The organism is Mesorhizobium sp. CA6 (genome assembly GCF_020165035.1).
In the GTDB taxonomy this organism is placed as follows: Bacteria; Pseudomonadota; Alphaproteobacteria; order Rhizobiales; family Rhizobiaceae; genus Mesorhizobium.
In genome coordinates this window covers 1-23713 of record NZ_JAIUHI010000007.1, presented here as the reverse complement: position 1 = coordinate 23713, position 23713 = coordinate 1, and the positions used below count along the sequence as shown (strand labels likewise).

General features: G+C 63.6%; 27 protein-coding genes. 18 read left to right on the top strand and 9 right to left on the bottom strand.

Annotation, left to right across the window (positions count from 1 at the left end):
- Positions 1–263 precede the first annotated feature (263 nt).
- The 6 genes from pstS to phoB all read left to right on the top strand — a co-directional run bounded on the left by pstS (position 264) and on the right by phoB (position 5462).
- Complete coding sequence (gene pstS, locus LB526_RS12135; protein ID WP_224627799.1) at positions 264–1322, top strand: phosphate ABC transporter substrate-binding protein PstS; 1059 nt, start codon at positions 264–266, stop codon at positions 1320–1322.
- Between the two features lie 64 nt (positions 1323–1386).
- On the top strand, positions 1387–2373 hold the full coding sequence (gene pstC / locus LB526_RS12130) for a phosphate ABC transporter permease subunit PstC (RefSeq protein WP_224545608.1): 987 nt from the start codon (positions 1387–1389) through the stop codon (positions 2371–2373).
- Positions 2374–2376: 3 nt separating this feature from the next.
- Complete coding sequence (pstA, locus tag LB526_RS12125; protein WP_095767368.1) at positions 2377–3228, top strand: phosphate ABC transporter permease PstA; 852 nt, start codon at positions 2377–2379, stop codon at positions 3226–3228.
- Complete coding sequence (pstB, locus tag LB526_RS12120) at positions 3225–4028, top strand: phosphate ABC transporter ATP-binding protein PstB (protein WP_095767369.1); 804 nt, start codon at positions 3225–3227, stop codon at positions 4026–4028. The genes pstA and pstB overlap by 4 nt, the downstream gene beginning before the upstream one ends.
- 20 nt (positions 4029–4048) lie before the next feature.
- Positions 4049–4756 carry a phosphate signaling complex protein PhoU gene (gene phoU / locus LB526_RS12115; RefSeq protein WP_095767370.1) on the top strand — a complete coding sequence of 236 codons (708 nt, stop codon included), beginning with the start codon at positions 4049–4051 and terminating at the stop codon, positions 4754–4756.
- A 16-nt stretch (positions 4757–4772) separates the two neighbouring features.
- A complete protein-coding gene (phoB, locus tag LB526_RS12110) occupies positions 4773–5462 on the top strand; it encodes a phosphate regulon transcriptional regulator PhoB (protein WP_010911896.1) in 690 nt (229 codons plus the stop codon).
- Positions 5463–5795: 333 nt separating this feature from the next.
- On the opposite strand, the gene LB526_RS12105 is transcribed toward phoB, so the two are convergent.
- Entirely contained in the window at positions 5796–7037 is a 1242-nt protein-coding gene (locus LB526_RS12105; protein WP_224627798.1) for an ROK family protein, read from the bottom strand.
- Positions 7038–7305: 268 nt separating this feature from the next.
- Between LB526_RS12105 and xylF the strand changes: the two genes are divergently transcribed.
- The 5 genes from xylF (at position 7306) to LB526_RS12080 (ending at position 12530) form a co-directional block, all read left to right on the top strand.
- Positions 7306–8346, top strand: a complete 1041-nt coding sequence (gene xylF / locus LB526_RS12100) for a D-xylose ABC transporter substrate-binding protein (protein ID WP_095767551.1) — start codon at positions 7306–7308, stop codon at positions 8344–8346.
- A 52-nt stretch (positions 8347–8398) separates the two neighbouring features.
- On the top strand, positions 8399–8551 hold the full coding sequence (locus tag LB526_RS12095; RefSeq protein WP_224627797.1) for a hypothetical protein: 153 nt from the start codon (positions 8399–8401) through the stop codon (positions 8549–8551).
- A 43-nt stretch (positions 8552–8594) separates the two neighbouring features.
- On the top strand, positions 8595–9947 hold the full coding sequence (locus LB526_RS12090; RefSeq protein WP_140545901.1) for a sugar ABC transporter permease: 1353 nt from the start codon (positions 8595–8597) through the stop codon (positions 9945–9947).
- A gap of 27 nt (positions 9948–9974) precedes the next feature.
- Complete coding sequence (locus tag LB526_RS12085) at positions 9975–10775, top strand: ATP-binding cassette domain-containing protein (RefSeq protein ID WP_224627796.1); 801 nt, start codon at positions 9975–9977, stop codon at positions 10773–10775.
- 132 nt (positions 10776–10907) lie between these two features.
- Entirely contained in the window at positions 10908–12530 is a 1623-nt protein-coding gene (locus tag LB526_RS12080; RefSeq protein ID WP_224627795.1) for a CHASE domain-containing protein, read from the top strand.
- Positions 12531–12607: 77 nt separating this feature from the next.
- Here LB526_RS12080 and LB526_RS12075 read toward each other — a convergent pair whose 3' ends face one another.
- From LB526_RS12075 to LB526_RS12055, 5 genes are all read right to left on the bottom strand, one after another.
- On the bottom strand, positions 12608–12853 hold the full coding sequence (locus LB526_RS12075) for a YMGG-like glycine zipper-containing protein (protein ID WP_095767375.1): 246 nt from the start codon (positions 12851–12853) through the stop codon (positions 12608–12610).
- Positions 12854–13109: 256 nt separating this feature from the next.
- Positions 13110–13280 carry a hypothetical protein gene (locus tag LB526_RS12070; RefSeq protein ID WP_176477012.1) on the bottom strand — a complete coding sequence of 57 codons (171 nt, stop codon included), beginning with the start codon at positions 13278–13280 and terminating at the stop codon, positions 13110–13112.
- Between the two features lie 219 nt (positions 13281–13499).
- Positions 13500–14525: a sensor histidine kinase gene (locus LB526_RS12065; protein WP_224627994.1), complete on the bottom strand. Its 1026-nt coding sequence runs from the start codon at positions 14523–14525 to the stop codon at positions 13500–13502.
- A gap of 169 nt (positions 14526–14694) precedes the next feature.
- Positions 14695–14859 (bottom strand): DUF1328 domain-containing protein, encoded by a 165-nt coding sequence (locus LB526_RS12060; RefSeq protein ID WP_018429836.1) that lies wholly within the window; start codon positions 14857–14859, stop codon positions 14695–14697.
- 169 nt (positions 14860–15028) lie between these two features.
- The gene (locus tag LB526_RS12055) at positions 15029–15823 is read right to left on the bottom strand and encodes a response regulator (protein ID WP_095767378.1); all 795 of its coding nucleotides are present in this window, start codon (positions 15821–15823) and stop codon (positions 15029–15031) included.
- Between the two features lie 219 nt (positions 15824–16042).
- On the opposite strand from LB526_RS12055, the gene LB526_RS12050 reads away from it, so the two are divergent.
- On the top strand, positions 16043–16246 hold the full coding sequence (locus LB526_RS12050) for a NepR family anti-sigma factor (protein ID WP_095767379.1): 204 nt from the start codon (positions 16043–16045) through the stop codon (positions 16244–16246).
- A 3-nt stretch (positions 16247–16249) separates the two neighbouring features.
- Positions 16250–16801, top strand: a complete 552-nt coding sequence (locus tag LB526_RS12045) for an RNA polymerase sigma factor (protein ID WP_040985057.1) — start codon at positions 16250–16252, stop codon at positions 16799–16801.
- 156 nt (positions 16802–16957) lie between these two features.
- Here LB526_RS12045 and LB526_RS12040 read toward each other — a convergent pair whose 3' ends face one another.
- The gene (locus tag LB526_RS12040; protein WP_095767380.1) at positions 16958–17341 is read right to left on the bottom strand and encodes a response regulator; all 384 of its coding nucleotides are present in this window, start codon (positions 17339–17341) and stop codon (positions 16958–16960) included.
- A gap of 148 nt (positions 17342–17489) precedes the next feature.
- Between LB526_RS12040 and LB526_RS12035 the strand changes: the two genes are divergently transcribed.
- The 3 genes from LB526_RS12035 (at position 17490) to LB526_RS12025 (ending at position 19110) form a co-directional block, all read left to right on the top strand.
- Positions 17490–18242 carry a Crp/Fnr family transcriptional regulator gene (locus LB526_RS12035; protein ID WP_224527177.1) on the top strand — a complete coding sequence of 251 codons (753 nt, stop codon included), beginning with the start codon at positions 17490–17492 and terminating at the stop codon, positions 18240–18242.
- A 73-nt stretch (positions 18243–18315) separates the two neighbouring features.
- Complete coding sequence (locus LB526_RS12030; RefSeq protein WP_224627794.1) at positions 18316–18639, top strand: YqjD family protein; 324 nt, start codon at positions 18316–18318, stop codon at positions 18637–18639.
- 6 nt (positions 18640–18645) lie between these two features.
- Positions 18646–19110 (top strand): phage holin family protein, encoded by a 465-nt coding sequence (locus LB526_RS12025; protein WP_224627793.1) that lies wholly within the window; start codon positions 18646–18648, stop codon positions 19108–19110.
- Positions 19111–19125: 15 nt separating this feature from the next.
- Here the strand turns inward: LB526_RS12025 and LB526_RS12020 are convergent, their stop codons facing one another.
- Positions 19126–20652 (bottom strand): sensor histidine kinase, encoded by a 1527-nt coding sequence (locus tag LB526_RS12020; RefSeq protein WP_224627792.1) that lies wholly within the window; start codon positions 20650–20652, stop codon positions 19126–19128.
- A 156-nt stretch (positions 20653–20808) separates the two neighbouring features.
- On the opposite strand from LB526_RS12020, the gene LB526_RS12015 reads away from it, so the two are divergent.
- Positions 20809–21012, top strand: coding sequence for a hypothetical protein (locus tag LB526_RS12015; protein WP_095767385.1), 204 nt, complete (start codon positions 20809–20811; stop codon positions 21010–21012).
- A gap of 8 nt (positions 21013–21020) precedes the next feature.
- Here the strand turns inward: LB526_RS12015 and LB526_RS12010 are convergent, their stop codons facing one another.
- Positions 21021–21941 carry a diacylglycerol/lipid kinase family protein gene (locus LB526_RS12010; RefSeq protein WP_224627790.1) on the bottom strand — a complete coding sequence of 307 codons (921 nt, stop codon included), beginning with the start codon at positions 21939–21941 and terminating at the stop codon, positions 21021–21023.
- Positions 21942–22184: 243 nt separating this feature from the next.
- Here LB526_RS12010 and LB526_RS12005 point away from each other — a divergent pair, with 243 nt between their 5' ends.
- On the top strand, positions 22185–23552 hold the full coding sequence (locus tag LB526_RS12005; protein ID WP_224627993.1) for a PRC-barrel domain-containing protein: 1368 nt from the start codon (positions 22185–22187) through the stop codon (positions 23550–23552).
- The last annotated feature ends 161 nt before the right edge of the window (positions 23553–23713 follow it).

Genomic DNA, 23713 nt, shown 5'->3' with positions numbered 1-23713 from the left:
TCGTCCGGATTTTATTTCCCGGCGGCCGTCATCCGGCCGCCGGGATAAATTTTGTTTCAAAAGTCAGACAAGTTGCTGATTTCCGCGGCAAACTCCGTCCGGCCCTTCGAGGCCGCTGCGGAACCCTTCCGAGCATCCTCGTCCAGACGTTACCGGGCTGACACGAAACTGTCATGCGACTGTAATAATCGAGGGCTATTGCGCTGACCGGGCGCCGATACAACGGGTGCCGAAAGACCATCTTCCGAACAGGAGCAGGCCACATGAGACATTTCATCCGCTCTGCGGCCGTTGCAATTGCAATGGCTGCGGCATCAACCCTTAGCATGGCCGCCGCGATGGCAGCCGACATTTCCGGCGCTGGCGCCACCTTCCCCTATCCGATCTACGCGAAGTGGGCCGACGCCTACAAGAAGGAGACCGGCATCGGTCTCAACTACCAGTCGATCGGCTCCGGCGGCGGCATCAAGCAGATCAAGGCCAAGACCGTCACCTTCGGCGCTTCCGACGCGCCGCTGAAGGGCGAGGATCTCACCTCCACCGGCCTCGCGCAGTTCCCGATGGTGATGGGCGGCATCGTGCCGGTCGTCAACCTCGAAGGCATCAAGCCGGGCGAGCTGGTGCTCGACGGTCCGACGCTCGCCGACATCTTCGCCGGCAAGATCACCAACTGGAACGACGCGGCGATCAAGAAGCTCAACCCCAAGATCAAGCTGCCCGACCAGGCGATTGCCGTCGTCCACCGTTCGGACGGCTCGGGCACCACCTTCAACTTCAGCTACTACCTGGCCGACGTCAGCGCCGACTGGAAATCGAAGGTCGGCGTCAACACCGCGCTTGAATGGCCGGTGGGCATCGGCGCCAAGGGCAATGAAGGCGTCGCCAACAACGTGTCGCAGACCGGCGGCGCGATCGGCTATGTCGAATACGCCTATGCCAAGCAGAACAAGCTGACCTACACCGACCTGATCAACAAGGACGGCAAGAAGGTCGAGCCGACCGCCGCCGCGTTCTCGGCCGCTGCGGCCAATGCCGACTGGAGCTCGCAGCCGGGCTACGGCGTCATCCTGGCCAACCAGGCCGGCGCCGAATCCTGGCCGATGACCTCCGCCACCTGGATCCTCGTCTACAAGAAGCCCGACGACGCCGCGGCGACGACCGAAGCGCTCAAATTCTTCGCCTGGTCCTATGCCAAGGGCGATGAGCTGGCCGCCGGCCTGGACTATGTTCCGATGCCCGACGCGGTCGTGAAGAGCGTCGAGGAAATGTGGAGCAAGGACATCGTCGACGCGAACGGCAAGCCGCTCTACTCCGGCATGTAATTCCCGCAAAATAAGGAGGGCGTCTACGGCGCCCTCCTGTCTCTTTCGAAATGCGAGGGGCTAAATGACAGCCGTTTCCGAAGCCGCGACATCGTCCGCCCTGCGGACCAGAGAAGCGACGGTGCGCCGCTTCGCCGTCACCGACATGGTTTTCCGGACGGCGACGCGCCTTTCCGCCATCCTCGTGCTCGTTCTGCTCGGCGGGGTCGCGATCTCGCTGGTCGCCGGATCGTGGGAGGCCCTGTCGAAGTTCGGCTTCTCCTTCCTGACCACCGAATCCTGGAACCCGGTCACCGAGAATTTCGGCGCGCTCGCGCCCATCTACGGCACCATCGTCACCTCGGCCATCGCCATTCTTATCGCCGTGCCGATCGGCATCGGCATCGCCGTCTTCCTGACCGAGCTTTGTCCGCGCCCGCTCAGGCGTCCGATTGGCATCGCCGTCGAGCTGCTCGCCGGCATTCCCTCGATCATCTACGGCATCTGGGGCCTGTTCGTCTTCGCGCCGTTCCTGCAGACGACGGTCCAGCCCTTCATCATCTGGCTGTTCAAAGGCATCCCCGGCCTCGACAGCCTGTTTGCCGGTCCGCCCTACGGCATCGGCCTGCTGACCTCGTCGCTGATCCTCGCCATCATGGTGCTGCCTTTCATCACCTCGATCACCAAGGACGTGTTCGACACGGTGCCGGCGGTGCTGAAGGAATCGGCCTACGGCATCGGCTGCACGACCTGGGAAGTGACCCGGCGCGTGACCATCCCCTATACCCGCATCGGCATCATGGGCGGCGTCATGCTCGGCCTCGGCCGCGCGCTCGGCGAGACGATGGCCGTCACCTTCGTCATCGGCAACGCGCACCGCATCAGCGCCTCGCTGTTTGCGCCGGGCACGACGATCTCGGCGACCATCGCCAACGAATTCACCGAAGCCGACGGCAACCTCTATACATCCTCGCTGGTGTCGCTCGGCCTGATCCTGTTCATCATCACCTTCATCATCCTCGCGCTCGCACGCTACATGCTGCTGCGCATCGATAGCCGCACGGGAGCCTGACCGATGTCGACTGCCGCATCGCTTCACCAAAGCCGCAAGCGCAAGAATGCCGTGATGATGACGCTGTGCGTCGTCGCGGCGGGCATCGGGCTGGCCTGGCTGGCGCTGATTCTCGGCGCCCTGCTCTACAAGGGGCTCTCCGGGGTGTCGCTCTCCGTGTTCACGGAAATGACGCCGCCGCCCGGCGATGCCGGCGGCCTGCTCAATGCCATCTACGGCAGCATCGTCATGACGATCATCGGTATCGTCGTCGGCACGCCGATCGGCGTGCTGGCCGGCACCTACATGGCCGAATACGGACGCTTCTCGAAGCTTACGACGGTGGTGCGCTTCATCAACGACATCCTCTTGTCGGCGCCTTCCATCATCATCGGCCTGTTCGTCTACGAGCTGATGGTGCGGCCGATGGGGCACTTCTCGGCGATTGCCGGCGCGGTCGCGCTGTCGATCCTGGTGATCCCCGTCGTGGTGCGCACCACCGAGGACATGCTGAACCTTGTGCCCAACGCGCTGCGCGAAGCAGGCACCGCCATCGGAGCACCGCGCTGGGTAGTGATCCGCTCGGTTGCCTATCGCGCGGCGCTCTCCGGCATCGTCACCGGCATCCTTTTGGCGATCGCCCGCATCTCCGGCGAGACGGCGCCGCTTCTCTTCACCGCGCTCAACAACCAGTTCTGGTCGAGCAATCTCAATGCGCCGATGGCCAGCCTGCCGGTAACCATCTTCCAGTTCGCTCTCAGCCCCTACGAGGAATGGCAGCAACTGGCCTGGACGGGCGCACTCATAATCACCCTGACGGTTCTCGGGCTGAGCATCATCGCCCGCAGCCTAACCGGACGCAGAGAGGACAGATGAAACCGATGTTGTCCACCGACCTGAACGCAGCCGATACGACCGTCGAGAAGGCCAAGATCGAGGTCAAGAACCTCAATTTCTACTATGGCCAGTCGAAGGCGCTGAAGGACATCAACCTGTCCCTGCCCGAGCGCAGCGTGACCGCCTTCATCGGCCCGTCGGGCTGCGGGAAGTCGACGCTGCTGCGCGTGCTCAACCGCATCTACGAGCTCTATCCGAAACAGAGCGCCGAGGGCCAGGTGCTGCTCGACGGCAAGAACATCCTCGACCGCTCGCAGGACCTCAACCTGCTGCGCACCAAGATCGGCATGGTGTTCCAGAAGCCGACGCCGTTCCCGATGTCGATCTACGAGAACATCGCTTTCGGCGTCAGGCTCTATGAGAAGATCAGCAAGGCCGAGATGGACAGCCGCGTCGAGCAGGCGCTGAAGCGCGCAGCACTCTGGAACGAGGTCAAGGACAAGCTCAACGCCAGCGGCCTCAGCCTCTCGGGCGGCCAGCAGCAGCGCCTGTGCATCGCCCGTACCGTTGCGGTGAAGCCCGAGGTCATCCTGCTCGACGAGCCGGCCTCGGCGCTCGATCCGCTGTCGACCGCCAAGATCGAGGAACTGATCGACGAGCTGCAGGCCGACTACACGATCGTCATCGTCACCCACAACATGCAGCAGGCGGCGCGCGTGTCGCGGCAGACCGCGTTCATGTATCTGGGCGAGCTGGTGGAGTTCGACCGGACCGAGAAGATCTTCACCTCGCCCCGCGAAAAGCGCACGCAGGACTACATCACCGGCCGCTTCGGCTGAGCTCATACGAGGACATCATCATGGCCGAACATACCGTCGCTTCCTTCGACGAGGATCTGAGGCAGATCAGCCGGCTCATCAACGACATGGGCGATCTCGCAGCCTCCATGGTCGGCGCTTCGACCAAGGCCCTGCTCGAGACCGACAATGCCATGGCGCAGCGCGTCGTTTCCGACGATGCCATCATGGACGCGCGCCAGCGCGAGCTCGACGACCGTGCCATCACGCTGATCGCCAAGCGCCAGCCGATGGCCGACGACCTGCGCAACGTGGTCGGCTCGATCCGCATGGCGGGCGACCTCGAGCGCATCGGCGACCTCGCCAAGAACATCGCCAAGCGCGTCGGCTCGGTCGGCGTCAGCGCCGCGCCGCGCGACCTCACGCATTCGATCGATTCCATGGCGCAGCTGGTGCTGATCCAGGTCCAGGCCGTGATCCAGGAATATACGGTGGGCGACGCCACGGCGCTGGCCAAGCTTCGCAACGACGACGAGCGCATCGACGTCAAATACACATCCGTCTTCCGGGAGCTCCTGACCTACATGATGGAAGACCCGCGCAACATCACCGCCTGCACGCATCTTCTGTTCTGCGCCAAGAATCTCGAGCGCATCGGCGACCATGTGACCAACATTGCCGAGAACGCCTATTATGTGCTGACCGGCACGCAATTGCCCGCGAATCGTCCCAAGCAGGACGAGACGACAATGTCGGCGCCGGCGGCCTGACGAAGGGTATCTGCCAATGATCGCGCCACGCATCATGGTGGTGGAGGACGAGGAGCCGCTTGGGGTGCTGCTCCGCTACAATCTCGAATCCGAGGGTTACCAGGTCGAAGTGGTGACCCGCGGCGACGAGGCCGAAATCCGCCTTCAGGAAAACGTTCCCGACCTGCTCGTGCTCGACTGGATGGTGCCGGCGGTTTCCGGCATCGAGCTCTGCCGGCGCCTCAGGATGCGGCCCGAGACCGAGCGGCTGCCGATCATCATGCTGACGGCGCGGGGCGAGGAAAGCGACCGCGTGCGCGGCCTTTCGACCGGCGCCGACGACTATCTGGTCAAGCCGTTCTCGACGCCGGAGTTCATGGCGCGCGTCAAGGCACTGCTGCGCCGCGCCAAGCCGGAGGTGCTGTCCAGCGTGCTCAAGGTCGGCGACATCGTGCTCGACCGCGAGTCGCACCGTGTCTACCGCAAGAAGAGCGAGATCAGGCTCGGCCCGACCGAGTTCCGGCTGCTGGAATTCATGATGCGTCATCCCGGCCGGGTGTTCTCGCGCAGCCAGCTGCTCGACAATGTGTGGGGCGAGACGATCTATATCGACGAACGCACCGTCGACGTCCATGTCGGCCGCCTGCGCAAGGCGGTCAACAACGGCCGCATGCCGGATGTCATCCGCACCATCCGTGGGGCTGGTTACGCGATCAGGGAAGATTAGGAGTAAGGCGCCGAGCCGCTGACGGATTCTGTCTCCAGCATCGGATCGCGTGCATTGGCGATTAGTCGAGACGCTTGTGCTTCGTCATCCACGGGCGGAGCAAGGAGCGCAGCGACGCAGCGCAGACCCGAGGATCCATTCCGTGATGTCGATGCGTTGCGACAGTCCAGAATTCTGTGCCGCTGCGCTCGACGCGTGAGGTAGCGGCATGGATTCCAGGGTCTCCGCGACGGAGCTTCGCTCCTGCTCCGCCCTGGAATGACGAAGCTGCGGGGCCTTCCCTTCGCTAATTTCAAGCGTCTGCTGCTGTCCCCGGACCTCTTCAAGGCTGCCTCAGGCCACGTTCTTTCCCGTCCCCGCTCTTGCCTGGCCTCCCGGCGCGAAAATCTCCTGGTCGACGAAGGTCAGCGCGCGCATGGCGCAGCCTTCGCGGATCAGCGGCAACTCGTTCGGCTCGGTGTCGAAGGAGATCGATTCGGAGTGCTGGCCGCCGGCCGTCTGGGCGATCGCCTCGCGCAGCGCCGGCTCGATCAGGTCGAAGGCGGCCGCGCTGACGCCGACCATTGCGACGGGCGCCGGGTCGATGAGGGCGAACAGGCTGCCGAGACTGAAACCAAGCGCTTCGCCGGCCCGGCGGTAAGCCTTCCGTTCGGGGCCGTCCCTCTCGCGCGCCTTCGCGGCAAGGGCCCGCATGTCGGCGTCGCCGACGTCGACCGGCTCGGCGTCCTCGCTCATTTTCATGGCGCTGCGCCAGATCGCGTAATTGCCGGCATATGCCTCGACGCAGCCGCGGCGGCCGCAGCGGCAAAGCGCCCCGCCCGGGCGGTGGATCATGTGGCCGAACTCGCCGCCGGAGGAATGCGTGCCGGTGAACAGCGCACCTTTGAGCACGAGACCCATGCCGATGCCGTGCGACAACAGGATGGCGATGAAGTCGTCACGATAGCGCTCCGGGTCGCGCCATTGCAGCGCCACCGCCATCATGTTGCAGTCGTTCTCCATGGTGGCGGAGATGCCGAACTCCTTCTCTAGGATGTCGGCGAAAGGAATGTCGGTCAGCGGCGTTATCGGCGACCAGAGCATGGCGCGTGCATTAGAATCGGTGATGCCCTGAATGCCCATGGCGATGCGGGCGACGCTGCCAACGTCGAGGTCGGGATCCTGCAGCCGGCGCCGCACGATCGCCACGCATTCGCCGATCAGCTCGTCGCGGGGCATGACAAGCGTGTCCAGGCGCTGCTGCTCCTCGGCAACAACCTGACCGGCATAATCGATCACGGCGACCGACAGGAAGTTCAGCGACAACACCACGGTCAGCACCGCGGCGGCTTCAGGGTTCAGCGCCAGGCCGATCTGCGGCCGGCCGCGCTTCAACGCCGTCGGCTCGCTGGCCTTGCTTTCGGTGAGAATGCCCTCCTGGATCAGGTCGGCGGAGATCGCCGAAATGGTCGAGTGGCTGAGCCCGGTGGTGGCGGCAATTTCGGTCCGTGATGGCTGACCGGCGCGGCGTACCGCCGAAATCACCATGGCGCGGTTGCGCCGGCGCAAATCGTCGTGGCGGATTCCGACCGACATCGTTTCGCACGTCCTCCCCGGTCATCGCGGCCTTGTGATAATGCCATGGCCTGTCGCTGACACGCTAGGGATTGTGGCAGAAGCCAGGGGCCATGTCATTATTTATTGCGGATACCGAAAAAAATGCCTGAGCCCGTCAAAACCCATCAGAATCTCGGTTGACAGCGCTGTTGTGCTGGACCACTATTTTTTTGAGGCTCGAAAAAAAGCCTCTGTGCCGGCCTTCGGGCCAGTCTGGGTCGCGCCGCACGGGCGCAGGGAGGATATCATGAAGAAATTTGCAGCCGCCATTCTGGCGGGCGTTGCCATGTCGCTGACGCTGGCGTCTGTCGCCGAGGCGAAGGACAAGGTGATCGGCGTGTCGTGGTCGAATTTCCAGGAAGAGCGCTGGAAGACCGACGAAGCAGCGATGAAGGCCGCCATCGAGGCCGCCGGCGACAAGTATATTTCGGCCGACGCGCAGTCCAATCCGGGCAAGCAGCTGACCGACGTCGAAAGCCTGATCTCGCAGGGCGCCAACGCGCTGATCATCCTGGCGCAGGATGCCTCGGCAATCGGCCCGGCGGTGCAGAAGGCGCTCGATGAAGGAATCCCGGTCGTCGGCTATGACCGCCTGATTGAGAACAAGGACGTGTTCTACCTGACCTTCGACAACAAGGAAGTCGGGCGCATGCAGGCCCGCGAGGTGTTCAAGGCCAAGCCGGAAGGCAACTATGTCTTCATCAAGGGCTCGGGCTCCGATCCGAACGCCGACTTCCTGTTCGCGGGCTCCATGGAAGTCCTGAAGGACGCCATCGACAGCGGCAAGATCAAGAATGTCGGCGAGGCCTACACGGACGGCTGGCTGCCTGCCAACGCGCAGAAGAACATGGAGCAGTTCCTGACCGCCAACGACAACAAGGTCGACGCGGTCGTGGCTGCCAATGACGGCACCGCCGGCGGCGTTGTCGCGGCGCTGACGGCGCAGGGGCTGGCCGGCACCGTGCCGGTCTCGGGCCAGGACGGCGACCACGCGGCGCTCAACCGCATCGCGCTCGGCACGCAGACCGTGTCGGTGTGGAAAGACGCGCGCGAGCTCGGCAAGAACGCCGCCGAGATCGCCTCGCAGCTCGCCGACGGCAAGAAGATGGGCGACATCGCCGGCGCCAAGGACTTCACGACGCCCGGCGGCAACACCGTCAAGTCGCTGTTCCTGACGCCGGTCGCGATCACCAAGGACAACCTCAACGTCGTCATCGACGCCGGCTGGATCAAGAAGGACGAGGTCTGCGCGGGCGTGCCCGCCGGCAGCGTCCAGGTCTGCAACTGAGCCTTGCCGACGTTCGATCAAAAACACCTGCGCCGCGGCCAGGAGCGGTTCAATGAACCGCTCCTGGTTTTTGTTGCCGCAATCCCGGACGGAAAACCGCTACGCACTTTCCTGGGATTGCCTTAAAGCCGCGGCGTTTTCAAAAAAGCCGCGGCGTTTTCAAAAGATTTTGCCGTTCTGCCTCAGGCGGATAGCTTCCAGCTGAGTTCCGGCATCCGCGCCAGACGGCAAGCCCGTGGGAGGAAATCATGACCGACACGACGTCTACCCAACCGGCGGACACCGCGCGCGCGTCGGAACTCGGCACTGTTGCCCGGTTCCTGAAGGCGACCGAGCTCGACACCCGCATGCTGGGCATGATCGGCGCGCTGCTCCTCATCTGGATCGGGCTGCATGTGATTTCCAGCCTGCGGCTTGGCGTCAACCCGCTCGACTTCGACAGCCGCACGTTCCTGACGCCGCGCAATCTCTGGAACCTGTCGGTTCAGTCTTCGGCCGTGGCGATCATGGCCTCCGGCATGGTGCTCGTCATCGTCATGCGCAACATCGACCTGTCGGTCGGGTCGGCCGAAGGGCTGATCGGCATGGTCATGGGCTTTGCCCAGGCGCATTTCCTGGTTCGCTTCGTCGGGCTTGAACTGGGAAACCCCTGGATCTGGGTTCTGGCGTTGCTGATCGGCCTGGCGCTCGGCCTCATCATCGGCGCCTTCCAGGGCTTCGTTATCGCCTATCTCGAAGTGCCGGCCTTCATCGTCACGCTCGGCGGATTGCTGGTATGGCGGGGCGCTGCCTGGTGGGTCACCAGCGGTCAGACCGTTGCGCCGCTCGACGCCACGTTCCAGTTGATGGGCGGCGGCCCGGCGGGCTCGATCGGCGCCAAATGGAGCTGGGCCGTCGGCATCGTCGCCTGCCTGGCGGTTATCTTCATGCATTTCAACGGCCGCGTGCAGCGCAAGCGCTTCCGCTTCCCGCTGCGTCCGGTCTGGGCCGAGACGCTGCTTGCCACGGTCACCTGCGCGGTCATCCTGGGCGCGGTGTGGCTCGCCAACTCCTATCCGTGGCCGGTCGGCATCGTGAACCGCTACGCCGCGGCCAACAACATCACCGTGCCCGAAGGCGGGCTGTTCATCGCGCACGGCATCGCCATTCCGGTGCTGATGGCGGTCGCCGTCGGCCTGATCATGACCTTCGTCACCAAGCGCACTAGATTCGGCCGCTACGTCTTTGCCATCGGCGGCAATCCGGAAGCCGCCAATCTTGCCGGCATCAACACGCGCTGGATCACCATGAAGGTGTTCATGATCATGGGCGTGCTGGCGACGATCGCGGCGGCGATCTCGTCGGCCAGGCAGAACTCCTCGACAAACGCGCTGGGGACGCTGGATGAACTGCTGGTCATCGCCGCGGCGGTCATCGGCGGCACGTCGCTCGCAGGCGGTTCCGGAACGGTGCTCGGCGCCATGCTGGGCGCATTGCTGATGCAGTCGCTGCAATCCGGCATGGTGCTGCTCGGCGTCGATTCACCGCTGCAGAGCATCGTCGTGGGCGCCGTGCTCGTCGTCGCGGTGTGGCTCGACACCCTCTATCGCAAGCGCGTCTGAGCAAGGACTATAGGGAGGAAAGGGATCATGGCTGACAAGACCGCTCCCGCCGGCGTTCCGCTGGTCGACATGCGCAACGTTTCGATCGCCTTCGGCGGCATCCGCGCCGTCGACGACGCATCCGTCGATCTTTTCCCCGGCGAAGTGATGGCGCTGCTCGGTCACAATGGCGCCGGCAAATCGACGCTGATCAAGATCCTGTCCGGCGCCTATAAGCGCGACAGCGGGCAGATATTCATCAATGGCGAGGAGGCTTCGATCTCCAATCCGCGCGACGCCAAGAAATACGGCGTCGAGACGATCTATCAGACGCTGGCGCTGGCCGACAATGTCGATGCCGCGGCCAATCTCTTCCTCGGCCGCGAGCTGATGACGGGTTGGGGCACGCTCGACGACGTCGCCATGGAAGCCGAGGCGCGCAAGGTGATGGGCCGGCTCAATCCGCGTTTCCAGCGCTTCAAGGAGCCGGTTATCAAGCTGTCGGGCGGACAGCGGCAGTCGGTGGCGATCGCGCGCGCGATCCTGTTCAACGCCCGTATCCTGATCATGGACGAGCCGACGGCGGCGCTCGGCCCGCAAGAGACGGCGCAGGTCGGCGAACTGGTCAAGCAGCTCAAGGCCGACGGCATCGGCATCTTCCTGATCAGCCACGACATCCACGACGTGTTCGAGCTCGCCGACCGCGTCTGCGTGATGAAGAACGGCCAGGTGGTTGGCACCGCGCGCACCACCGATCTTACCCAAGACGAGGTGCTCGGCATGATCATTTTGGGCAAATGCCCGCCGGGCGCCATTCCGGGCCCGGGGGCGCTGAAAATCGCGGCATGAAGTCGAACTGGTAGCCGACTAATTAACGGCTGCGTGATGTACCAAGCGCGGTGATGGTTTGACCGCGCCATTGTGTTGGCGCCGAGACTTGCCCATAAAGATCGTCGACCGTCCACGGGCCGCATCCTTGATTTGAAGAAGCTCTTTCCGATCCTTGCCTTTGTCGCCGTCGCGCTGGTCAGCCTGACCATGGCAGGGTTCGCCTATTTCGCGACGCAGGAGGCGGCGCGGATCAAGTTCGAGGGCACGGCAGACGACGCGCTCAACCGCATCGAGAGCCGCGTCGACCTGCATCTGTCGCTGCTGCGTTCGACGCAGGCGCTGTTCGATGCCCGCAACGGCGACATCTCGCGCGGCGAATTCAACGCCTTCTTCACCGCCCTCGACATCGACGACAATTTCGCCGGGCTGCGCGGCATCGGCTTCCTGAGGCTCGCCAAGACCGGCGACGAGGCGGCGGTGGAACGCGACATCCTGCACGATCATGGGTCGGCGCATCCGATCTATCCCGCCACGACGCAGCAATGGCGCACGCCCATCGTGCTGTTCGAGCCGCTCGCTGCCTCCAACCAGTCGATCATCGGCTTCGATATGTTCACCGAGCCGGTCCGGCGCGCGGCGATCGAAAAGGCGATGGCAGACGACCGGCAGCATGCGAGCGGTTTGGTCCAGCTCGGCCAGGGCGCCGGCGTGGCGCAGACCTTCACCGGGTTCCTGGTTTTCGTGCGTCTGAACGTCGAGACCGCGCCAGACGTCATCAATGCAAGCCGCTCCTCGACGGCCGGCTTTCTTTACGCCGCGTTCCGCGCGCAGGACCTGTTCCAGGTCGCGCTCAGCCGTTCTCCGCTGCTGCCGGTCAATGTCGAGGTCTATGACGGCAAGCCCGAGGACGGCAATCTTCTGTTCCGTTCGGAGGCGCCGCCGGCAGAACGCATCGGGGCGACGCTTCTGGCGCGTCGCGATATCGTTGTCGCGGGCCGGCCCTGGACCGTGCTGTTCAGGCCGACAAGCGCCTTCGAACCGCCGTCCTCGCGCGCCATTCCGGTGATGCTCGGACTGTTCGGCCTTTTGCTTGCCGGCGCCATCGCGCTGGTGGCGCGCTACCAGGAGCGCGCCTATGAGGCGAAATCGGCGCTGCACGAGGCGACCGAAAAGAGCCTTCTGGAAAAGGATCTGATCCTGCAGGAGATGAAGCACCGCATCAAGAATTCGATCACCCGCGTGCTGGCGATCGCGCGACAGACGGCGTCGCAAGCCACCGACGTGAAGGAGTTTTCGGCTTCGTTCTCGGCGCGCCTGCAGGCCATGGCTGCATCGCAGGACATGCTGACCCGCTCGCGCTGGCAGAAGGCCGATCTTGGCGACCTGCTGCGCATCGAGCTCGGGCAGGTGTTCGGCAAGGACCTTCCCGACGGCGTGTTGTCAGGGCCGGAGGTGCTGCTGGACGAGACGACGACCCAAGCGCTCGGGCTGACCTTCCACGAACTTGCCACCAACGCGCTGAAATATGGCGAGGCCGGCAGTTCGGTGGGCGCCCTCAAGGTCGACTGGAGCGTCAACGGCCGCGGTCGCGAGCGGACGCTGGTTCTGAACTGGCGCGAGGCGGGTCAGAAGGAACTGGAAGCGCCAGTCAAGACCGGCTTCGGCACCAAATTAATAGATCTCAACGTCACGCGCGAATTGCGCGGCACGATCGCGCGCGACTACCACGCCGACGGATTGAAGGTGGAAATCAGGATCCCGCTGGGCGCGTAAGGCAAGACAGCGATTTGAATTTGAGTTTAGAGCAAACCGGAGGCCGGCTGCCGGCCCCCGGTCTTTCCCGTGCTGAACTAGTTGCAGCGAGCCGTGTAGATCCGGCCGCGATGATCGCGATACTGGCAATAGCCGTTGCGCAGATTGCGAACCAGAAGGCCCGACCCGGCGCCGACGGCCGCGCCGATCAGCGCACCCTTGCTGCCGCCGACCAAGCCGCCCACGCCGGCGCCGATCAGGCCGCCGCCGACGACGTCCTGCTCGGTCGTTGTGCAGCCGCTGACAGCGACCACGGCAACCATGGCAATCATCATCTTCCGCATAGAATTGCTCCTCACTTTTGTCCTCACTTTCGGCAGTGCCAGCAACCATTTAGCATGAAAAAAGGTGCTTTGCCTGCCCGATTTTACTGTTGCCTAACGTAGTGTTTTCGGAACGCTTGCCGTTCGACGCGACAAGCATGCCGGGCACCTCCAGCGTTGCGAATTGCGTGCCGTCGGGCCGCACATTCCCGACGATCTGATCGCAGTCGTCCAGCGCGGAATCCATAGTGGCCGACAGTCAAAGTCGCGTGCGGGGTCAGAACAATTGCCAGGCCGCGGTCAAGGCCACGGCGGCCAGAAGCGCGATCGCGCCCAGGCGGAGCGAAAGGTGCGACGACCGCGGCGCCCGCGGCAGCTCGGCATCCTGGAAGCCGCTCATCGAGACGCGGGCGGCCTGCTCCAGCCTGTTCATGTCGGCAACCATCATTTCAGTCTCCCCAGGTCGCGCCGGGGCGCGGGTGGGTTTCCGGCGCATCGTCAGCCGGGAGCACAGGATCGGACTTTATGGTGAACAGCCGGTTAAAGCGCCTCCGCCGCCAAAGCGCTCCCGTCTCCGTCTGACGCAATTGCGGACGGATGGCTACGGCTAAGCCGCCTGACCGTCGCGCACTTTGCCTGGAATGTTCCTACGCCATCGACCGCGCTATCAATCCGTCTCGAAATTCCCGTGCGGGACTGTAAGACGGTATTCCATCCGGTCTTTGCCGATTTCCAGCGTCGCGGAGCCATTTAGCGACATCGGCACGACGCGTTCCAGCGCAACGCTGCCGAAACGCTTCTCATTGCGCTGCGCGTCGCCGACCGCCTCCGTCCAGGTCAGCAAGAGGTTGGGCGAGGTTCCATCTTCGGCCTCGAGCTTGGCGCGCACCTCGACATGGCCGTCCGGCCGCGACAGTGCTCCGTAGCTTACGGAGTTGACGGCCAGCTCATGCATGGCGAGACCGATATGCAGGGCAGCGTTGGGGTTGAGGTAAGGATTTTCGCCCGCGAACCGCAGGCTTTGAGCCAGATCGCTGCTGTAGCGGCCGACCTGGCCGGATACGAGCTCGTGCAGCGCTGCTCCTCGCCAGTTGGAGGATGTGACGAGATCCTGCGAAGACGCGAGCGATTGCAGCCGGCCGCGAAACCGCGCCAGGAACTCGCCGAGCGTCTCCGTATACCGCCCGGTCTGAGTGGCGACGCTCTGGATGATGGCGAGGAGATTTTTCGATCGATGGCTGACTTCGCGCAGCAATGTCTTCAGGGTCTGCTCGCGGCGTTTCTGCTCCGTCGTCTCCACCATCGTCGTAACGACGCCGAGGACATCGCCGGCCTCCCCGCGGTCTGCATCGATCCAAAGCTGGAACCAGCGTACCCCCTGGTGCCCCGGAATGCTGAGCTCGAGCTGGTCCGGGTTGCCGGATTCGATAACCTTGAGTTTGGCGGCCCTTATGCGTTCGGCCTGCGCCGGCGAGAGCAAGTCCTTGCCGTCGGCTGTATCGGCGGCCCAGGGCGCGTTCATGTTGCGCGCCCACACCGTTTCCATCTGCCGATCCTGGTAGAGAACCGAAATCCCTGCATTGTGCAGGGCGTGAAGCAAGGCCCGCCCCACCTGCATCCCGCTTTCCGAGGGATGCATTGCGATCACTTCGCGCTTTTCAAACCTGTCTTGTGTGGGACCTTGGGAAGGCATCGGAAATCCCCCACTCGGCCCTTGAACGGCCCAATCCGCAACTTGTTCCGCACGAGTCGTCACCCTGAAATTGGGCTTTCCAAAAACGGTCCGCCGGACGGTGCTCTTTCGAGGCGCCGTCCGGCGGTGGCTGGAAACCGTTTGAGGGGTGCGGCTTCCAGTGTTGCGGTCAGGCTCTTCTGAAGAGGCCTGCGATGAGCGAAATCACCAGGAAGGCGAGAAAGATGAAGAACAGGATTTGCGCGATGCCTGCCGAAGTGCCGGCGATGCCGCCGAACCCAAGCGCGCCGGCGATGATCGCAACTACGAGAAATACGAGCGCCCAGTACAGCATGATGCGTCTCCTTCTTATGTCGGGAAAAGAACGTGGCCAGATGCCGTTTGTTCCACCATTTGCTGAAAAAGACGATCCCCCAAAGCGAGCTTTTCAGACCGCATACAGCCAAGCGTCACGCATGGCGCGAAGCCCTCGCATGACACTCGAGATCCAGCTTCGGAAGGGATCAGGCGGCGGCCTTGGCCTGACGGTCGAAGAACAGGGCCTGGCTGATCAAAGCCTTGACCATGTCGGGATTGAACGGCTTGGTGACCAGGAAGGCCGGCTCGGGCCGTTCGCCGGTAAGCAGGCGTTCAGGGAAGGCGGTGATGAAGATCACCGGCACAGGCGTCGAGGATAAAATCTCGTTGACAGCTTCGATGCCCGAGCTCCCATCGGCGAGCTGGATGTCGGCCAGAACCATTTTCGGCCGCGTCCTGCCGAACAAGGCCACGGCCTCGGCATGCGTGCGCGCCGTGCCGACGACGCGGTGGCCGAGGCTCTCGACCATCTCCTCGATATCCATGGCGATCAGCGGCTCGTCCTCGATGATCAGCACGTCGGTCGCAACTTGCCGGGAAATCTCGTTGCTCGCCTGGGCAAGCAGCTCCGAGAATTCATCCTCGTCGACGTCGAGGATCTCCGCCGCCTCGTCCTCGCTGAAGCCCTCGACGGCAACCAGAAGGAAAGCCTGCCTCGGCAGGGGCGCGATCGCATTCAGATTGGCCGCGGCCCGTTGCTCCCAGGCGGTCTGCGCCTGTTCCTGCGGCACGCGGATGGCCACGGAGGTGAACAGCCTGGCGAAAACCTTGTACAGCGCAATACGGTCGCTCGAGGCTTCGGGGAAGATATTGGTATCGGCGATAATGGCTTCCAGCATCGCGGCGACCAGCGCGTCACCGCTCTCCTGCGATCCCGACACCGCGCGCGAGAAGCGGCGAAGGAACGGGAGATGCGGAGCGATGGTTGCGGACAGACTCATTATTGACGTCTCCCTCAGATGACGTTTCATGTTCAAGGCCGCATTGGTTGCAAGCCCCTCTGCATCAAACGCCGGCTTCCGGAAAAAGTTCCGCCCGGCCGCGGAACTAAATTAGCAGGCAAGCGTTTCGGATCCAGGGATGGGCAACCAGACGAGGGTTCCGCTTGCGTTGTGGTTTGAAATCGAAGAGCGGCTCGGGTGCTGGAAATTAGGGCGATTATGAAGGAAATGTCAAAAAAACAGATGGCTGATGCAGCAAGCAGGCATCGGAACGGGGATGGTAATCCGCTTGGTGCAAACTCCGAAATCGCTCGCAAGCTCAAGCAGTATTATGACGAACTGGTCTCGGATCATGTGCCGGACCGTTTCGCTCAGCTGCTCAGCCAGCTGGAACAGACCGAACCTGCCCAGAAAAAGGACTGAGGCATGGCGGCGGTATCCCAGAGCTTCAAGACCGAGCTGCTCGGCGCGATCCCGAGCCTGCGGGCTTTCGCCGTGTCGCTCACACAGAATGCCGACCGGGCCGACGACCTCGTCCAGGAAACGCTGGTCAAGGCATGGGACAAGCATGAGAGCTTCCAGCCGGGCACCAATTTGAAGGCCTGGCTGTTCACCATCCTGCGCAACGAATTCTATTCGCAGATGCGCAAGCGTGGCCGCGAAGTGCAGGACAGCGACGGCATCATGACGGCCAGGCTTGCCGTTCATCCGGCTCAGCATGGCCAGCTCGATCTCAAGGATTTCCGCGGCGCGCTCGAGCAACTGCCCGAGGACCAGCGCGAAGCCATCATCCTGATCGGCGCTTCCGGCTTCTCCTATGAAGAAGCCGCCGAGATCTGCGGCTGCGCGGTCGGCACGATCAAAAGCCGCGTCAGCCGGGCGCGCGCCAGGCTGCAGGAGATCCTCAAGATTTCCGGAGAGGACGAGTTCGGGCCCGACGCGATCTCGGCGCAGGTCACAGGCTCGAACGCGGCTTAACTTTCGGGACGCGAAGGCGACAAGTACCTGCTCGCGCCATTCGGCGTCATCATTCGGCGCGCTTGACGTATCCGGCATTTCCTTGGGGAACCCGGGTTCGTACCCGGCCACGATGTGAGCGCGCAAAGCGGCCTGAGATCGCCTCGGCGGCGACCGTCAGGCCGCCGGAGCGGCCCGTCCGCAGGCGATCGCCACGGCTTCGACGAGATCGTCGCCCGAGTAAGGCTTGGTCACCAGTCGAACGTCGGGGAACGAGTTCTTGACTTCGTCGGAATCCGAATAGCCGGAGGCGAATACGAACGGCACGCCCTCTGCGCGCAACCGCGCGGCGAAATCCAGGGTCGACACCCCGCCAAGCATCAGATCGACAACTGCCGCGTCGAAGCTCGAAGGCAGCGCCTGCCCGTCGATGTCGGCGATCTCGCGCGCGATCGTCACATCCGCGGCGCCGTGATCACGGCAAAGCTGCTCGACATCCATCGCTATCAGGAACTCGTCTTCGAGGACAAGAATGCGCAATCCGTCAAGCAATGCTGTCACTTATGGGGTGTCTCCTTGGCAGCCGCACTCATGCGCGGAATCCGTCACGATGTCATTTAAAAAAGACATGGACATGACCCAGCGGAACCGCTGCCCCCCTCAAACGTTTCCTTGCGCCTCTAGGGCAGGGATTTCGAAGAGGGGTCGAATGTCCGCACGTTTGGTTGCCACTCGCCAATATCCTTGCGAAAAATGCCCGCTGCGGCCGCTGCCGGCCTTCCGCGAATTCGACGAGCAGGAATTGTCATTTATCGACACCTTCAAGCGTGGCGAATTGGCTGTCGACAGAGGTGCGACCGTGCTGGTCGAAGGCAGCCACAGCGCGCATCTTTACACGGTGCTGTCGGGTTGGGCGTTCCGCTACAAGCTTCTGCCCGACGGGCGCCGGCAGATCCTCAATTTTTCCATGCCTGGCGACCTGATCGGCCTGCAGGGAAGTCTGATGGGCGAAATGCAGCATTCCGTCGAAGCCCTGTCGCCGATGCTGCTTTGCGTTTTCGAACGCGATCAGCTGCAGGAACTCTACCGCAACCATCCCGGCCTTGCCTATGACATCACCTGGATCGCGTCGCGCGAGGAGCGCATGCTGGATGAGAACCTGCTCAGCATCGGCCGCCGCACCGCGCTTGAACGCGCCGCCTATCTTATCGCCTTCATCGCCCGCCGGGCTCGCGGCGCCGGCCTCAACGGCAAGACACCGGTGCAGATCCCGATCACACAACAGCACATCGCCGACACGCTCGGCCTCTCGCTGGTCCATACCAACAAGACGATCCGCAAGCTGATGGACCGCAAGCTCATCATGTGGCGGGACGGCGGCTGCGAAGTGATCGACTATGACGGGCTGAAGAAGCTTGCCCGCTGGGAGGGGCTAGGCGAGGAATGCAGGCCGCTGATCTAGGTTTGGCTTGCGACGACCGGAACCATGGCGCCGAACGGGCGTTGAAACCAACGCAAACACAAGGAGTTAGAGAATGGCAACCGCCGCAGGCAAATCCGCAGACGAAGCAACCGCCGCCGATCTGGAGGCCGATATCGAGCAACTGAAAGCGGACATCCAGCGACTCACCGAGCAGCTCGCCACGACTGGTCAACACGGCTACGGCGCGGCCCGTCGCGCCGCCGCGGACGGCGTCGAGCAATTGCGCGCGCAGGGCGAAGCCGCGTTCGAGAGCATGCGGGGAAGCGCCGAGGATATCGAAGCGCAGCTGATCGCCAAGGTGCGCGAGAAGCCGGTGACCTCGCTGGCCATCGCGGCTGGCGTCGGTTACCTGTTCGCCCTGCTTTCCCGCCGCTAACCGCAGATGGGGGCGCTTGTCTCGCTGATCTCGGCCCTCGCCTCGGGCGAGGCGATGGCCGCTTTGCATAGGGCGCGGACCGCGGCAATCCTTTACGGGCTTGCCGCCATTTTCGCCTTGTGCGGTGTCGGCTTCCTCATCGGCGCCGCCTACATCTGGCTGGCGGCCCGCTACGGACCGATGGCGACCAGTCTCGGCTTCGGCATCGGCTTCCTGGTGGTTGCCGGGCTCATCCTCGTCATTCACAAGCTGATGGCCGGCATGCGCAGCAAGCGCCGCGCGCGGCGACGCCAGGCCGATATGACGGCGGCGGGCGTTACCGCAGCACTTGCCTTGCTTCCGGCCCTCGCCAAAAGCAAAGGCGGGCTTGGAGCCGTTGTCGCGCCTGCCCTAGCGGTCGTCGCGTATGCTATCTATCGCGAGAACACCAAGTCCAGGCCGTCGAAGCCGGACCCGGAAAACTTGCCTTGAGCAGTGCCGGAGCGCTCATTTCAAGGACGGCTCGAGCGGCATCGATATTTCGGCGAAGACGCCATCCGGGCGAAATTCGTGGATCACCTCGCTGTCGATGACCTTGGCGAGGCTGCGGCGGATCAGGATCGAGCCAAAACCCTGGCGATCCGGAGGCTCGACCCGCGGCCCACCGCTCTCGCGCCAGGTCAGCACCAGGCGGCGCGCGCCTTTGCGGCCTTGCGTCTTCCAGTCGAGATCGACTTTTCCCGACGGCGCGGAGAGTGAGCCGTATTTCATCGCGTTGCTGGCGAGCTCATGCAGGATCAGGCCGAGCCCGACCGCTTGATCGGGCGAGAGCAGAAGCTCGGGACCCGAAATCGCGATACGCGGCTGGCGGCCCGTGTCGAAAGCCCTGACCTCGATGCGTGCCAATTCGCCGATGCCAATGCCGCGCCATTCGCGGTCGGACAGCAGATTATGGGCGGCGCCGAGCGCCTGCAGCCTGGCACCGAAGGCCTCCAGGAACACACTCGGCTGGCGAGCATGGCGGACGGTCTGCGTCGCCAGCGCCTGCACGGTCGCCAATGTGTTCTTGACGCGGTGGTTGAGCTCACGCAGCAAGAGGCGCTGCCGCTCGTCGCCGAGCTTGCGCTCGGTGATGTCGTAGTTGACGCCGAAGATCAGCGTCGGCTTGCCCTCGCCGTCGCGTTCGATCACGCGTCCGCGCGTGGCGATCCAGCGGGGTGGATGGACCCCCTTGACCCGGTACTCGCCAAAATAGTCGTCGCTGCCGCTCAGCGCGTCGCGGAAACGCGTCTCGGTCTGGTAGACGTCGCGCGGGTCGATGGCGCGCAGGATGTCGCGCGCCTTCAGCCGGTTCGAAGGCGGCAGGTTGAAAAGCTTGGCCAGAAGCGTGTCGCATTCGATCATGTCGGTGCGTATGTCCCACGCCCAGCTCGCCAGTGAGGCGGCGTCGAGCGCGATGGCGCGGCGCTTTTCCTCGCGCGCCAGTTCCGCCTTGGCGATGGCGCCGTCGCGGGTGGCGTCCTTCAGCGCGAACAGGCTGGCCGCGAGGTCGGCCAGCATTCTCAGCTTCGCCAGCTTGTCCTCGGCCGGAAACGGTCTCGGCTGGCGATCGAGCACGCAGAGCGTCCCGATCCTGGCACCGGCCACCACCATCGGCACGCCGACAAAGAAACGGATGTGCTGCTTGCCCGTGACCAGCGGATTGTCGGCGAAACGCGGATCGAGCGTGGCGTCGGTCACCACCATGGGATCGTCGCCGGCGGCGATGGCGTGGGCGCAGAAGGAAGTGCTGGCCGGCGTCTCCTTCTCATCGAGGCCGATGCGCGCCTTTAACCGTCGGCGACTGCTGCCGATCAGGCTCACCAACGCGACAGGCGCTTCGGCGATTGCCGCAGCGAGACCGGTGATACGGTCCAAGTCCGGATCGGTTGCCGTATCCATGGCGCCCAGGCCCTGAAGCAGGGTGAGCCGCTCCGCATCGATCACGACGCGGCTGACGTCCGCTGGCAAACTATCCGCCTTGCTGCTCACCATTCCCTCAAAACGCCACGCAATCGGCCATCATATACACGCAATCGGTTGCCGCATGCTTGCGGGGCGTCTTTCCGACACGGAACCTTCCCGAACAGGATCCGTTACCGACCATGTCGTGCCTGAAGCGCCCGCCGCCGCGCAGCATGGAGGCCAATCGTGACCAAGATCGTACCTGAAGACAAAGCTCGCCAGGGGCATTGGGGCTGGCACGCCCTCAGAATCCTCATCGCCGGGCTGCTGCTCGCCTTCATCGCGTGGGGCGCGGTCGAGATCTACGGCGAGCTGATCAAGTCGCCGACGACCCAGCAGAACGTGCCGACGGCGCCGCCCGCCGAGCAGAAATCCACTCAAGGCAGCTGATCTTTCCATCACGCCGCCTTCGCCTGCGCATTGCGGGACGGGACAAGCACGTTCAGGGCGCCGGGGTGAATCTCGACCGTGGTTTCCCTCTCCAGCCTGATCAATTCGCCGTCCAGCACCGCGCTGAACTTCCTGGTGGGCGAACGGATTTTCAGCACGACCTTGCCAGCCTGATGCACTTCGACATGTGCGCTCTGGCGCAACCTGCCGCGCAGCATGTCCAGCAGCAGCTTCGCCAGATGATGACGCCGGCGCGCGACGCTGACATAGATGCCGAGCACGCCGCCAGCCGGGTTGTCGGCATAGGGCAGGTGGCCTTCGCCGAACAGATTGTTGGAGATGCCGATGCCGGTCGTGCGGGCGACGATCTCGGTCTTGCCGATGCTCAGGCTCACCTTGAGCGCCGGCGGGTTCTTGATAGCCGCCCACGCCGCGCGCACGGACGCCTGCATCTTTCCAAGGCGCGAGCCGAAATCCATTTTCTCGCGCAACTGGACCATCTTGGCGTGCATGCCGACGGAGAACTGATGCACGAAAGGCTGGCCGTTGGCGCTCGCCATATCGACGGCGATCACCTCGCCGTCGGCAAAGGACTGCAACGCCGCTTCCAATGTCTGCGGGATGCCCAGGCCGCGCGCAAACAGGTTCATCGTGCCGGCCGGCAAGATGGCCAGGGCCTTCTTCTTGTTCATGAGGAGGGATGCCGCGGTGGAAATCGTGCCGTCGCCGCCTCCGGCGAGAACAACGTCGATATTTCGCCTGGCGATGGCCTTTTCCAGCGCCGTGGCGACGTCGCGACCGGCAACGATGTCGATCTCGACCGAATGCCCCGCCGCTTCGAGTGTCTGACGCAGCTTTTCGGAAAATGCTTCCATGTCGATGGTACGGAGGGTGCCGCCGTCCTGGTTCAGCACCGCAGCAAACCGCATATCGCGCTCCGTGTTCGGGTCACTTTGAGCCGGCAGACCCTCAGCCGCAGGCTGAAACGAGGAGGCCGCCGCAAAGGTTCCGCCGGGAGGTCAGCAATCCACGGACGCGTGAACGCGTTGCGGTTGGAACAACCCTCCGGTCACAACGTTGTGAACCTGTAGACATTGCCGCTTCCGACCTGCCGTCAAGAGGCTGGCCAAGGAGCGTCATGCACAGATCAGGCACGAGGAGAGACCATCATGATGATCCGCACTCTTTTTGCGACGACCGCGATCGCAACCCTTCTAGCAACCGGCGCTTTCGCGCAGACGACGCCCGCCCCGGCTCCCCAGCCCCCAGCAGCAGCCGAGAATCCGGCGCCGGTCCCGCGCGCCGATGGCGCCCTGATGAGCAATATTATCGGCGAGTCCGTCTATAACGGCACGGGAGACGATGCACAGAATATCGGCAAGGTTGACGATGTCGTCTTCGATGCCAGCGGCAATGCCAAGTCGGCCATTATCGGGGTCGGCGGGTTCCTTGGCGTCGGCAAGAAGGACGTCGCTTTCGACTACGGCAAGCTGGAATGGGCAGAGAAGAACGGCGACCGCTGGCTGGTCGCCAAGTCGACGAAAGAGGAGCTGAACGCTCTGCCGTCATTCGACCGCAAGCCTTACGACCCGGCACCGGCGCAGTCGACCGACGCTACGCAGCCCGCCAATAACACGACGACAGCCCAGGCTCCCGCGGCCGCACCGGCCGAGCCGGTGAAGAAGGCGGAGGGCAACATCGCCACCAACATCATGGGCGAGTCGGTTTATAATGGCACTGCGGACGATGCCCAGAAGATCGGCGACGTGAAGGACATCGTGCTTGCCAAGGACGGCAAGGCCGAGTCGCTGGTGATCGGCGTCGGCGGCTTCCTCGGCATCGGCACGAAGAACGTCACTTTCGACTTCGACAAGGCGAAATGGGCGGAGAAGAACGGCGACCGCTGGCTGGTAGCCGAGACGACGAAGGAGCAGCTGCAGGCCCAGCCGGAGTTCGACCGCAAGCCCTATGATCCGGCGCCTGGCACGACGACGGCCGCGAACAACGCGCCGGCAACGACCACGCCTGCGGTGGTCGCTTCGGGCACGACGTCCGATAAGGGAGCCAAGCCGGCAGAGCCCGCCAAGCCGACGGCCGAGAACAAGCCTGCGACGCCGCCGGCCCAGAGCACGGCTGAGAACAAGCCTGCCGATAATAGCGGCGCTGCCACCGACCAGACCAAGACCGCTTCCATCGACAAGTCGACACTGACCGAGATGCCGATGGGCAACATGCGCGTCGACGATCTCAAGGGCACGACGGTCTATGGCGCCAACGACGAGAAGATCGGTTCAATCGGCGACGTCGTGCTGACGCCCGACAACAAGCCGGACGCGGTCATCGTCGATGTCGGCGGCTTCCTCGGCATCGGCGCCAAGGAAGTGGCGATCGGCATGGATAAGCTCAAATTCATGACCGACAAGAACGGCAAGAAGTATCTCTACACCAACTTCACCAAGGAGCAGCTGCAGGCGCAAACGGCCTATGACAAGAGCAGTTATGCCGCCAACCGCGACCAGCAGCGGATGATTCTGAAGTGACGATCAGGCAGTAGGCAGTAGGAATTAGGCAGTAGGGTATAGGGAAAGAGGCTATTGCCTCCGGCCATTCAAGGCGGACTATCTCCTACTGCCTACTGCCTACTGCCTACTGCCTACTGCCTACTGCCTACTGCCTACTGCCTACTGCCTACTGCCTACTG